This window comes from Diaphorobacter sp. ED-3, assembly GCF_027625375.1.
Classification (GTDB): Bacteria; Pseudomonadota; Gammaproteobacteria; order Burkholderiales; family Burkholderiaceae_C; genus Diaphorobacter; species Diaphorobacter nitroreducens.
Window position 1 is genome coordinate 780,907 of sequence record NZ_CP115182.1, and the last position, 12,096, is coordinate 793,002.

13 protein-coding genes are annotated in these 12,096 nt (G+C 65.0%); 7 read left to right on the forward strand and 6 right to left on the reverse strand.

Annotation, left to right across the window (positions count from 1 at the left end; all coding sequences use genetic code 11):
* Positions 1 to 82 precede the first annotated feature (82 nt).
* The 3 genes from PCQ86_RS03825 to PCQ86_RS03835 are packed head-to-tail and all read right to left on the reverse strand — an operon-like array spanning position 83 to position 3,033.
* Positions 83 to 1,114, reverse strand: a complete 1,032-nt coding sequence (locus PCQ86_RS03825) for a DctP family TRAP transporter solute-binding subunit (protein ID WP_270174906.1) — start codon at positions 1,112 to 1,114, stop codon at positions 83 to 85.
* Between the two features lie 33 nt (positions 1,115 to 1,147).
* Positions 1,148 to 2,446 carry a TRAP transporter large permease gene (locus PCQ86_RS03830; RefSeq protein ID WP_270174907.1) on the reverse strand — a complete coding sequence of 433 codons (1,299 nt, stop codon included), beginning with the start codon at positions 2,444 to 2,446 and terminating at the stop codon, positions 1,148 to 1,150.
* On the reverse strand, positions 2,443 to 3,033 hold the full coding sequence (locus PCQ86_RS03835) for a TRAP transporter small permease (RefSeq protein WP_012655605.1): 591 nt from the start codon (positions 3,031 to 3,033) through the stop codon (positions 2,443 to 2,445). Before PCQ86_RS03835 ends, PCQ86_RS03830 begins: the two co-directional genes overlap by 4 nt.
* A 226-nt stretch (positions 3,034 to 3,259) precedes the next feature.
* Here PCQ86_RS03835 and PCQ86_RS03840 point away from each other — a divergent pair, with 226 nt between their 5' ends.
* The 6 genes from PCQ86_RS03840 (at position 3,260) to PCQ86_RS03865 (ending at position 8,598) form a co-directional block, all read left to right on the forward strand.
* On the forward strand, positions 3,260 to 4,198 hold the full coding sequence (locus PCQ86_RS03840; protein WP_011804061.1) for a LysR family transcriptional regulator: 939 nt from the start codon (positions 3,260 to 3,262) through the stop codon (positions 4,196 to 4,198).
* Positions 4,199 to 4,379: 181 nt separating this feature from the next.
* Positions 4,380 to 5,270: an amino acid ABC transporter substrate-binding protein gene (locus PCQ86_RS03845; RefSeq protein WP_270174908.1), complete on the forward strand. Its 891-nt coding sequence runs from the start codon at positions 4,380 to 4,382 to the stop codon at positions 5,268 to 5,270.
* A 122-nt stretch (positions 5,271 to 5,392) separates the two neighbouring features.
* Positions 5,393 to 6,292 carry a transporter substrate-binding domain-containing protein gene (locus tag PCQ86_RS03850; protein WP_270174909.1) on the forward strand — a complete coding sequence of 300 codons (900 nt, stop codon included), beginning with the start codon at positions 5,393 to 5,395 and terminating at the stop codon, positions 6,290 to 6,292.
* Positions 6,293 to 6,412: 120 nt separating this feature from the next.
* Positions 6,413 to 7,165 carry an amino acid ABC transporter permease gene (locus PCQ86_RS03855; protein ID WP_011804064.1) on the forward strand — a complete coding sequence of 251 codons (753 nt, stop codon included), beginning with the start codon at positions 6,413 to 6,415 and terminating at the stop codon, positions 7,163 to 7,165.
* Position 7,166: 1 nt separating this feature from the next.
* A complete protein-coding gene (locus PCQ86_RS03860) occupies positions 7,167 to 7,838 on the forward strand; it encodes an amino acid ABC transporter permease (RefSeq protein WP_011804065.1) in 672 nt (223 codons plus the stop codon).
* Positions 7,839 to 7,860: 22 nt separating this feature from the next.
* Positions 7,861 to 8,598: an amino acid ABC transporter ATP-binding protein gene (locus tag PCQ86_RS03865; protein ID WP_011804066.1), complete on the forward strand. Its 738-nt coding sequence runs from the start codon at positions 7,861 to 7,863 to the stop codon at positions 8,596 to 8,598.
* A 283-nt stretch (positions 8,599 to 8,881) separates the two neighbouring features.
* Here the strand turns inward: PCQ86_RS03865 and PCQ86_RS03870 are convergent, their stop codons facing one another.
* The gene (locus tag PCQ86_RS03870) at positions 8,882 to 9,934 is read right to left on the reverse strand and encodes an ornithine cyclodeaminase (protein ID WP_270174910.1); all 1,053 of its coding nucleotides are present in this window, start codon (positions 9,932 to 9,934) and stop codon (positions 8,882 to 8,884) included.
* Positions 9,935 to 10,046: 112 nt separating this feature from the next.
* On the opposite strand from PCQ86_RS03870, the gene PCQ86_RS03875 reads away from it, so the two are divergent.
* Positions 10,047 to 10,478, forward strand: coding sequence for an Lrp/AsnC family transcriptional regulator (locus PCQ86_RS03875; protein ID WP_012655610.1), 432 nt, complete (start codon positions 10,047 to 10,049; stop codon positions 10,476 to 10,478).
* 25 nt (positions 10,479 to 10,503) lie between these two features.
* Here PCQ86_RS03875 and PCQ86_RS03880 read toward each other — a convergent pair whose 3' ends face one another.
* Positions 10,504 to 11,160 (reverse strand): c-type cytochrome, encoded by a 657-nt coding sequence (locus PCQ86_RS03880; protein WP_011804069.1) that lies wholly within the window; start codon positions 11,158 to 11,160, stop codon positions 10,504 to 10,506.
* 96 nt (positions 11,161 to 11,256) lie between these two features.
* Entirely contained in the window at positions 11,257 to 12,093 is an 837-nt protein-coding gene (locus PCQ86_RS03885; protein WP_270174911.1) for an HAD-IIB family hydrolase, read from the reverse strand.
* Positions 12,094 to 12,096: the final 3 nt, after the last annotated feature.

Consider the following 12,096-nt stretch of genomic DNA (forward strand, 5'->3'; position numbering starts at 1 on the left):
GTGGTTAGGGCGCTAGCCGCTTTTGATTTGATAGCGCTGGCAGAGCCTGCGCTATGGGGCAAGGCGCCCCATTACTGCGCCATTACTGCTTGCGCGCCGCAATCGCCTTCTCGGCTGCGCTTACCAAATCGGCGCCGATCTGGCCCTTCCACTTCTCGAACACGGGGCGCGTGGCCTTCACGAAGGCGTCGCGCTCGGCGGGGCTCAGCTGCGTCACGGTCACGCCATTCGCGGCGATGTCCTTGAGCAGGGGCTTGTCGGCCTCGACCATGCCCTTGCGCGCGATGGCAATTTCTTCCTTGCCGGCCTCGATGGCGGCCTGGCGCACCGCCTCGCGGTCGGCGGGCGTCCAGCTGTTCCACACGTCCTTGTTCACCACGAAGATCAGCGGGTCGTTCATGTAGCCCCACATGGTCACGTGCTTCTGTGCCACGGTGTGCAGCTTGGCGGCCTGGTACACGGCGATGGGATTCTCCTGGCCATCCACGGCGCCGCTGGCCATGGCGGGCTGCGCGTCGGCCCAGCTCATCTGCGTGGGGTTGGCGCCCAGCGCGGTGAAGGTGTCGAGGAACAGGGGCGAGCCCACCACGCGGATCTTCAGACCCTTGAGGTCGGCGGGGCTCTTGATGGCGTGCTTGGAGTTGCTGATCTCGCGGTAGCCGTTCTCACCCCAGGCCAGTGGCACCACGCCGGCCTTTTCCAGCGTCTGGAAGATGCTCTTGCCGACTTCGCCCTGCGTGACCGCATCGACAGCCGCGTAGTCGGGGAACAGGAAGGGCAGCGAGAACAGGTTCAGCGCCTTCACCTGGGGCGACCAGTTGATGGTGGAGCCCACGGCCATGTCGATCACGCCCTGGCGCAGCGCGGAAAACTCACGCGTCTGGTCGCCCTGGATCAGCGACACGCCCGGGTAGAGCTTGATGTTGATGCGGCCCTGGGTTTTCTCCTTGACCTTCTGTGCCCAGATCTCGCCGCCCTTGCCCCACGGGAAGGCGGTGCCCAGTACCAGCGACATGCGGTATTCGCTCTTGTAGTTCTGCGCCAGCGCGGGTGTGCCGAAGGCAAGGGCCGCAGCAGCGGCGACGGCGGAAGTGAGGAAAGTGCGAAGTTTCATGGGACAGGTCTCCTTGGAAAAAATGCGAACGAATCAATAGCCCAGCTGGGCAGGCAGCCACAGGGCCAGCTGCGGGAAGGCGATCACGGCCACCATCACCAGGAACATGGCCAGCAGCATGGGGCCGACCCAGCGCACGGTGGACTCCATGCGCACGCCTGCGATGCGGCAGCTGACCATCAGGTTCACGGCCAGCGGCGGCGTGAACTGGCCCAGTGCGACCTTCAGGGTGAGGATCACGCCGAACCACACCGGGTCCCACTGGTAGTGCTGCATGATGGGCAGCAAGAGCGGCACGAAGATCAGGAAGATCGAGATGCCGTCCAGGAACATGCCCACGGTGATGAGCAGCAGGATCAAAAGCGCCAGCACGCCGTATTCGCCCAGGCCGGAGTTCACGATGGCGTTGGCCACCGGGTCGATCACGCCCAGTGTGGACAGTGAGAACGCGAAGATGCCCGCCAGCGACACCACGATCAGGATCACGGCCGACAGCTCGCCCGCTTCGCGCAGGATGGTGAACAGGTCGCGCACCCGAATGGTGCGGTGGATCACCATGCCCACGAACAGGCCATAGAACACGGCCACCACGGCGGCTTCGGTGGGTGTGAACCAGCCCGCGCGCATGCCGCCCAGGATCAGCACCGGCGCGGCCAGGCCCCAGGAGGCTTCCTTGAGGCTCTTCCAGAACGGCGGGCGCGGCATGGACGATTCGAGCGCGCCCATCTTGTGTTTGCGGGCCATCCACACGGCCGGGGCGATCAGCGCCACGCCCGCCAGCACGCCCGGCACCATGCCGGCCGCGAACAGCGCCGGCACCGACGCCGTGGGCACCAGCACCGAGTAGATGATGAAGGCCACCGAGGGCGGGATCAGGATGTCCGTGGCCGCTGCGGCGCCCACCACGCTGGCCGAGAAGCTGCCCGGGTAGCCCGCGCGGCTCATGGCCGCAATCATCACGCCGCCCACGGCCGCCGCGTTGGCAGGGCCCGAGCCCGAGATGCCGCCCAGGAACATGGCCACGGCGATCGCCACCAGCGGCAGCATGCCGGGCCCGCGCCCGACGATCGCCACGGCAAAGTTCACCAGGCGCAGCGCCACGCCCGAGCGGTCGAAGATCGAGCCCACCAGCACGAACATGGGAATCGCCAGCAGCGGGTACTTGCCCAGCCCGGCGTAGAAGTTCTGCGGCACGGCGAGCAGGCCAAACCACTGCGTCTCGGCATTGGCCAGCGCAATGGCGGCGGCGCCGGCCAACCCCAGGGCGGCGCCGATGGGCACACCCACGAACATCAGCACCAGGAAGGCGACGAAGAGCAGCGTGGCGATCATGGCTGGCGCTCTCCGTTGTCGTCTGCGTCATTGCCGAGAAACTCCACGTCCGGCTGGCGCGTGCGGCGGATCAGCAGGCCAATGGCGCGCCAGGTGATGAGCAGCGAGAGGATGGGCAGCCAGACCGAGTACCACCACTGCGGCACGCCGATGCCGGGCGAGGTTTCTTCGAAGCGGTAGTCGTCCCAGACCACGCGCACGCTGAGCACGGCGATCACCGCGAACAGCACGGCCACCAGCAGTGCGCCCAGTTGTGCCAACCGGCGGCGGCGGGCTGCGGAGCCGCTGTCGCAGAAGAATTCGATGCGGATGTGGCGGTCGCGCGCCACGGCGGCAGAGCCAGCCACCAGGGCCAGCACGATCATCAGGAAGACCGAGAGCTCCTCGGTCCAGGCAAAGGACGAATTGGTGAAATAGCGCACGAGCACGTTGGCAAACGTGATCAGCGCCAGCAGCGCCATGACGATGACGGTGAGCCAGTCCTCGATGCGCAGGGAACGGGGTTCGCTGGAGGCGGGGGCGCTAGAGACGCGCGCGCCATCCGGGGCGGCATCGTCGGCCGGCCCGGGGGTAGGTAGGGAGGACATGGGGGCAGAGAACAGAAAAGTCGAACATGAAAGGCTGGCCGCTCTGCCCTCCGGTGTTGTGCACCAGGGGCCTGGTCGAAGGATTGCGCTGTGGGCGCGAGGGGGCCTATTTGCAATCAAACGTACGGTGCTCCGCCGCAGGGTGTTCCCCAGGAGGGTGCTGGGGCGGGCCAGTCGCGCTCAACAGGGGGAGAAGGCCTGCCTGGGCGCATCGATAATGCGGGCCATGGAAACCAAATGGCTCGAAGACTTCGTCAGCCTGGCAGAAACGCGCAGCTTCAGCCGCTCGGCGCAATTGCGCCATGTGACACAGCCCGCTTTTTCGCGGCGCATCCAGGCGCTGGAGGCCTGGGCCGGCACCGATCTGGTGGACCGCAGTTCCTACCCCACGCGGCTGACGGCCGCGGGCAACACGCTGTACGACCAGGCGCTGGAGGTGCTGCAGGCGCTGCAGAACACGCGCGCCATGCTGCGCGCGCACACCAGCGCGGGCACCGACATGATCGAGTTCGCCGTGCCGCATACGCTGGCGTTCACTTTTTTCCCGGCCTGGGTGTCGGCGTTGCGGGCGGACTTCGGCCCGCTCAAAAGCCGGCTGATCGCCCTGAATGTGCACGACGCGGTGATGCGCCTCGTGGAGGGCGGCTGCGATCTGCTCATTTCCTACCACCACCCATCGCAGCCCCTGCAACTGGACCCGGACCGTTACGAGATGGTGACGCTGGGGCAGGAGGTCCTGGCCCCCTACGCCAAGGCGGGCGCTGATGGTCAGCCGCTGTTTTGCCTGCCGGGCCGGCCTGGCGAGCCGCTGCCCTACCTGGGGTATGCGCCGGGGGCCTACTTGGGGCGCGTGACGGAGCTGATCCTCAAGCAGGCGGGGACGGCCATCCACTTGGACCGCGTGTACGAAACGGATATGGCCGAAGGCCTGAAGGCCATGGCGCTGGAAGGGCACGGCGTCGCCTTCTTGCCCTACAGCGCGGTGAAGAAGGAGCTGCGTTCGCGCAAGCTCCTGAGCGCGGCGCCGCCCGACGCGCAGGACCTGCAGATGGTGATGGAAGTGCGCGCCTACCGCGAAAAGCCCTCGCGCAAGGAGCCTGCCAAGGGCCTGGCCCAGTCCCTGTGGACGTACCTGCAGACGCGCGCCGGACAGAACCCCATCTGACGCGGGCGCACCACACTTGGCATGCAAGTCTTGCATGCAAACCCACATCCCTGGCATTGGATTGCGTGGTCACGCGACATTACAGTCTTTGAAACTAAATGTGGCAACGCACGGTCGCACCGAAACATGGCGCGCACCTGGTGCGGAGATTGCTAAGCCATGCACAAGGGAGACCCTCTGAATGAATTGCAAGCAAGGATGGAAGGCGCTGGGCGCCGCGGTGGCGCTGTGCTGCGCCGTGGGCGCGCAAGCCCAAGGGGTGCTGGAGCGTGTGCGCGGCGGCGGACCGCTGGTGCTGGCGCACCGTGAATCGTCGGTGCCGTTTTCGTACGTGCACGAGGGCAAGCCCATGGGCTACGCCCTGGACCTGTGCCTGCATATCGCCGAAGTGGTGCGCAAGAAGACCGGCATGAAGAACATGCCGGTGCAGTTGGTGCAGGTGACACCCGCCAATCGCATTGAGATGGTGAAGACCGGCAAGGCCGATATGGAATGCGGCTCCACCACCAACAACGCCGAGCGCCGCAAGGATGTGGCCTTCACCATTCCGCACTTCATCACGGGTGCGCGCCTGCTGGTGCCCGCGGCCAGCACGGTGACGCGCATGGAGGATCTGGAAGGCAAGAAGCTCGTGTCGACCAAAGGCACGACGCCCTACAAAGCGGCCGAGCAGGCCAACCGCGAACGGCTGATGCGCATCCAGATGGTGGAGGCGCCCGACCATGAGGCCGCGGTGGTCATGGTGGAGAAGGGCCAGGCCGACGCCTTCGTGATGGACGATGTGCTGTTGTATGGCTTGGCGGCCAACCGCCCCGACCCCAAGGCGCTGAAGGTGGTGGGCCGCTTCGTCACCACCGAGCCGCTGGCGATCATGCTTCCCAAGAACGATCCCGAGTTCAAGAAGTTGGTGGACGAGGAGATGCGCCGCCTGATCGTGAGCAATGAGATCAACGCCATCTACGACAAGTGGTTCATGCAGCCCATTGCGCCTACCAACCGTGCGCTGAACCTGCCCGTGAGCTACCTGCTGCGGGACTTCTGGAAATACCCTACCGATCAGGTCCCCTTCTGAACCCACAATACGCCCCTGTCTTGAACGCGCCGCAGGGTGTGGCTTGACCGCCATCGGTTCCTCAGAACGGTCGTTCGATTTCAATACACTTCGCTTTTCGCTTCACCCACAAGGAGATATTCATGAAGAAGCATTTGCTGGCCGCAGCCATTACCGTCCTGGCCGCTGGTAGCGCGTTCGCACAGGCCAACGACACCCTGGCCAAGATCAAATCTACGGGTGCCGTGACGCTGGGCGTGCGCGAGTCCTCGGGCCTGGGCTACACCCTGGGCAACGGCAAGTACGTGGGCTTCCACACCGAGATGGGTGAGCGCATCCTGGCCGACATCCAGAAGCAGCTGGGCCTGGCCAACATGGAGATCAAGTACCAGCCGGTGACCTCGCAGAACCGCATTCCGCTGGTGACCAACGGCACGGTGGACATCGAGTGCGGTTCCACCACCAACAACACCGCCCGCCAGAAGGAAGTGGCCTTTGCCGTGACCACCTATGTGGAAGAGGTGCGCATTGCCGTGAACGCCAAGTCGGGCATTACCGGCATCAAGGACCTGAACGGCAAGACCATCGTGACCACCACGGGCACGACCTCCGTGCAGACGCTGCGCAAGCACAAGCGCGCCGATGGCCTGAACTTCAAGGAAGTCATGGGCAAGGACCACGCCGACAGCTTCCTGATGCTGGAGACGGGCCGTGCCGACGCTTTCATCATGGACGGCTCCATCCTGGCGGCCAACATCTCCAAGTCCAAGAACCCCTCTGACTTTAAGATCGTGGGCGAAGTGCTGTCGGTGGAGCCCATCGCCTGCATGATCCGCAAGGACGATCCCGCCTTCAAGAAGGCCGTGGACGACTCCATCAAGCGCCAGATTGCCGATGGCTCTCTGGCCAAGCTGTACGACAAGTGGTTCATGCAGCCCATCCCGCCGGCCAACGTGAAGATCGGCCTGCCGCTGTCCGAAGCTACGAAGAACGCATGGGCCCACCCCAACGACAAGCCTATGGAGTCGTACGAAGTCAAGTAATCGGCTTGCATTGCATCGCCCCTTCGGCCTCTGGGCCCGAAGGGGCGTTTTTTGTTGTTGCGCCAGCGCCGCCATGTGCCGCCGCGGCAACACGGATCGAAGAATAGAAGGGGTGCTCCTATGAATTGGGATTGGCAGGTGTTCTGCCAGGACACCATTACCCAAGAGGTCGGTCAAAGCTGCTTCGGCAAGAACGGCGACATCACCTACCTCGACTGGATGCTGTCAGCCTGGGGCTGGACGGTATCCGTTTCCTTGCTGTCGCTGGCCGTTGCGCTGGTGGTCGGTTCGCTGGTCGGCACGCTGCGCACGCTGGAAGGCCGTCCATGGACGGTGCGCCTGGGCAACGCCTGGGTCGAGCTGTTTCGCAACATTCCGCTGCTGGTGCACATCTTTGTGTGGTACCACGTGGTGCCGTCGATCTTCCCGGCCATGAAATCGCTGCCGGGCTTCGTGCTGGTGGTGTTTGCGCTGGGCTTCTTCACCTCGGCGCGTATCGCCGAGCAGGTGCGCTCGGGCATCCAGGCATTGCCGCGCGGCCAGCGCTATGCGGGCATGGCGCTGGGCTTCACCACGTTCCAGTACTACCGCTACGTGCTGCTGCCGATGGCGTTTCGCATCATCATCCCGCCGCTCACCAGCGAGACCATGAACGTGTTCAAGAACTCGTCGGTGGCGTTTGCCGTTTCGGTGGCCGAGCTGACCATGTTCGCCATGCAGGCGCAGGAAGAGACTTCACGCGGCATCGAGGTGTACCTGGCCGTCACGGCGCTGTACATCATCTCGGCCTTTGCCATCAACCGCATCATGGCGTTCATCGAAAAGCGCACGCGGGTGCCGGGCCTGATTGCCGCAGGCGGGGGAGGACACTGATATGAACCTGAATATCGATTGGTCCTTCTTCACCTGGGAGCTGTTCAGCAACTTCGTGATCAAGGGGCTGTACTTCAGCCTGGTGCTGACGGTGATCGCCACCGTGGGCGGCATCCTGCTGGGCACGGTGCTGGCGCTCATGCGCCTGTCGGGCAAGAAGTGGCTGGACGTGCCGGCCACCATCTATGTCAACGGCATGCGCTCGATTCCGCTGGTGATGGTGATCCTGTGGTTCTTCCTGCTGGTGCCCATGATCATCGGTCGCCCCATCGGCGCCGAGGTGTCGGCCGTGGTGACCTTCATCGCCTTCGAAGCCGCCTACTTCAGCGAGATCATGCGCGCCGGCATCCAGTCCATCCCGCGCGGCCAGGTGTTCGCGGGGCAGGCGCTGGGCATGACCTACGGGCAGAACATGCGCCTGGTGGTGCTGCCGCAGGCCTTCCGCAACATGCTGCCGGTGCTGCTCACGCAGACCATCATCCTGTTCCAGGACACGTCGCTGGTGTACGCCATCGGTGCCTACGACATGCTCAAGGGTTTCGAGATCGCGGGCAAGAACTATGGCCGCCCGATCGAGGCCTACCTGGCCGCGGCCGTGGTCTATTTCATCCTCTGCTACGCGCTGTCCTGGCTGGTCAAGCGCCTGCACAAGAAGATCGCCATCATTCGCTGAAGCGGCGTTCCAAGGAATTGCAATGATTGAACTGAAGAACGTTTCCAAGTGGTACGGCAGCTTCCAGGTGCTCACGGACTGCTCCACGAACATCCAGAAGGGTGAGGTGGTGGTGGTCTGCGGGCCCTCCGGCTCCGGCAAGTCCACCCTCATCAAAACCATCAACGCGCTGGAGCCCTTCCAGAAGGGCGAGATCTTCGTGGACGGCGTGGCCGTGCACGACCCCAAGACCGACCTGCCCAAGCTGCGCAGCCGCGTGGGCATGGTGTTCCAGCACTTCGAGCTGTTCCCCCACCTGTCGGTGACCGAGAACCTGACCATCGCGCAGATCAAGGTGCTGGGCCGCAACCCCACCGACGCCAAGGCGCGCGGCCTGAAGATGCTGGAGCGCGTGGGCTTGACGGCGCACAAGGACAAGTTCCCCGGCCAGCTGTCGGGCGGTCAGCAGCAGCGCGTGGCGATCGCACGCGCACTGTCGATGGACCCCATCGTGATGCTGTTCGACGAGCCGACCTCGGCGCTGGACCCCGAAATGGTGGGCGAGGTGTTGGATGTCATGGTGGGCCTGGCCCAGGAGGGCATGACCATGATGTGCGTGACGCACGAGATGGGCTTCGCACGCAAGGTGAGCAACCGCGTGATCTTCATGGACGTGGGCGGCAAGATCCTGGAGGACTGCTCGAAGGAGGAATTCTTCGGCAACCCCGAGGCGCGCCAGCCGCGCACCAAGGACTTCCTCAACAAGATCCTGCAGCATTGATTCTGCACACCCCCTGAGGCGCTTCGCGCCTTCCCCCACACTCGCAGCGCTGCGCTGCAGGAGGGGGCGCAGCCGGCGGCAGGGCAGAGCCCGGCCCACGGCTGCCATGGTCCGGGGCGCGCCAGTGGGATGGGCCGTGGCCCAGGCTTGCCCGGGTGGCGTACAAAAGCAAAAGGGCAAAAGGGCAAAAGGGCAAAAGGCGCCATTGGCGCCTTTTGCTTTTATTTTGATAGCTGCTAGCGCTTTATGGATGGGTGTTAGAGCCTGATTTGGCTTGAGTCGGTCAAGCCACGCGCCGCAGCCGCGTGCGGCCTTGGGCGCCAGCGCCGCGCGTGCGGCCGAACAGGTCCTTGGGGTCGTCTGTGGGCACCAGCTCCACATCCACACCCAGGCCGCGCGCCTGGGCCTGCTGGTACAGGTAGCGCAGTGCGGAGTAGTCCTCCAGCGCAAAGCCCACGGAATCAAACACCGTGACTTCGTCGGCCCGCGTGCGCCCCGGCGCGTCGCCGCGCAGCACCCGCCAAAGCTCGGTAACGGGATGGTCCGCGGGCAATTGCTGGATCTCGCCCTCCACGCGGCTTTGCGGCTCGTATTCCACGACCACGCGCGCCCCGCGCAGCACATCGGGGTGCAGTTCCGTTTTGCCGGGGCAGTCGCCGCCCACGGCATTCAGGTGCATGCCGGGTTCCACCATCGCGGGAGTGAGGACGGTGGCGCGGCTCTTGTCGGCGGTGACCGTGGTCACGATGTCCGCGCCGCGCACGGCCTCGGCCGTGCTGGCGGCGCGCTCCACGGTGAGGCCATCGACGTGCGCCAGGTTGCGCACCAGCTTGTCGGTGGCGGCGGGGTCGGTGTCGTACACCCGCAGTTCGCGGATGCCCAACAACGCGTGGAAGGCCAGGGCCTGGAATTCCGCCTGTGCGCCGTTGCCGATCAGCGCCATGCGGCGGCTGCCGGGTCGTGCAAGCGCCTGCGCCGCCAGCGCCGACGTGGCAGCGGTGCGCAGCGCCGTGGTCAGCGTCAGCTCCGACAGCAGCAGCGGATAGCCTGTACGGACCTCCGCCAGCACGCCGAAGGCCATCACTGTAGGCAGTCCGCTGGCAGGGTTGCCGGGATGGCCGTTCACATACTTGAAGCTGTAGAGCGCATCGTCAGCCACGGGCATCAGCTCAATCACGCCGCGCGGGCTATGGCTGGCCGTGCGGGCGGACTTGTCAAAAGACTCCCAACGCAGGAAGTCGGCGCGAAGCTCGGTCGCCAGCTCGGTCATGCAGCGTGCGGCACCCCGTTCATGCACGAAGGCAGCAAGGGTCGGCAAATCAATGAGGCGTGTCATGGTGTCGGTCCAACGTGTTTCCCCATTGTGGACAGGCCCTGCGCTTGCGGCCAGCCTACAAACTGCTCAATAAGCGCAAAAAACTGGCGTTTCGCCAGCAACCCGTGGCAGTATGCGCAACATGGACGACGTCGACCGCGAGATCATTGCGCTGCTGCGTGCGGATGCACGCATGCCGGTGGCGGCGCTCGCCGTACGTCTGCGCGTGGCCCGCGGCACCGTTCAGAACCGCCTGCGCCGGCTGGAGGAAGAGGGCGTCATCGTCGGCTACACCGTGCGGCTGCGCCCCGAGTCGGAGCCCCACCGGATCCGCGCCTGGATGAGCATTGCAGTGCAAGGGAACGCGGCGCCTGACGTGATTCGCGCCCTGCGTGGAGAGCCGCTGGTCGGCGCGCTGCACAGTACCAACGGCCGCTGGGACATCGTGGCCGAGCTGCATGCGCAGAGCCTGGAGGAATTCGACCTGGCGCTCACGCGCATTCGGCTCACGCCGGGCATCGCGCGCACCGAAACCAGCATCCTGCTGTCCACGTACAAGCTGTGATCGCCCCGCCCGAGCGGGCGGTGCTTCACTGCATCGACGAGACGTACGCCACGAGCGACTCGATGTCGGCGTCCGTGAGGAGCTTGGTGTTGGGCGTCATGATCGAATTGGCGCGCGTATTTGGGCCGTCGCGGTAACGCTTGAGAGTGCTGCGCAGGTAGTCGGTCTGCTGGCCGGCAATGCGTGCGATCTGGTCGTTGCCCCGGCCCATGTCGCCATGGCAGCGAAAACAGTTCTTGCCGAAGATCTCCTGCCCCTTGGCCAGCAGCGCTGCGTCCGCCACGGGTTTGGGAGTGACGGGCTGCGCGGCGTAGAAGAGCACCATGCCGATCTTCTCGTCGCTGTTCATCGCGCGGATCATGCCTTCCATGAACTCGTAGCGGCGGCGCCCGTCCGCGAACTGCCGCACCTGCTCCAACAGATAGGCCGGGTTCTGGCCCGCGAGGTTGGGTACCGAGGGTTTGGTGCTGTTGCCTCCGTCGCCATGGCAGTTGGCGCACACCGCCGAGACCTTGCGGCCCACCTTGTAGAGCTCGTCGGCCAGCTTGGGGTCCGCCATGGCTTGCTGCAAGCGCGTGTCGATGTCCACCTTGCTGCGGCCGGCCTGGGCCATCGCCGCGGGTTGCCACGCCAGCCCGGCGAACAACGCCAGCGCCAGCATTGCGGGAATGCGCCTTGCCATGGTGTAACCCTTTTTGTGAAAAGGGTCATTTTAGAAGGCGAGTTGTGAAGCCCCGGTGGTGTTTTGGTAGTGCAACGCGCACCTGGACGGTCGATGTCAGCGATCGTTGATGGCGAGCAAGGATTGCGCAAGTTCTGCAAACCCTGCCCCGCGCTCGCCCTGCGTCACATAGCGCGGCAGATGCTGCAGTTGGGGCACGAAACGCGCAATATTGGCCACACCCACGCTGTGCGGGAAGTGCGCAAACATGAGCTGGTCATTGGTGGAGTCACCGATGTAGACCCAGCGCTCCAGCTCGGCGTCCAGATCACGCCCGAACAGCTCGCGCACGATCCATCGCGCACCCTCCAGCTTGTTGTGCGCGCCGAACCAGCCGTTGATGTGGATGCTGCTCACGGTGGCGTTCATGCCCGCGGCATGCATCAGGGCAACCGCCTGGTCGATGGCCGCCTGGGGCAGGTGCGTGAATTCACTGTGGTCGATGGCGATGTCCGTCTCGCGCCCGGGCGAGTCGGTGGCGCGCCGGGCGCCGGGCACGGCGGCTTCAATCTCGGCCAGCACCTGTTGCATGCGCGCGAAGTTGGAGGCGCGCGTGGCGGCGTCCTGTTGATACAACTTTAATAGCTGCTCGCGCTTATCGCACGGGGACTGTAGGCCATTTGGGGCAAAATTTCGGGGCGCCCGCAGCAGCGCCACCGCACCGTTCTCAGCAACGATGCTGTCCACCGGCCAGGCAGCGGCAAAAGGCTCGCTCCAGCCCACCGGCCGGCCCGTGATCGGAATGACGTGCAGCCCTGAGGCTTTCAGGTCGGCCAGCGCCTGCAGGGCATCGGCGGTGATGGCGCCATCGGTGGTCAGGGTGTCGTCGATGTCGGTGAGCACGCCGGTGATGCACGTGCGCGCCAACTCGTCCCATGAGGCAAGAGGGAGCATGGC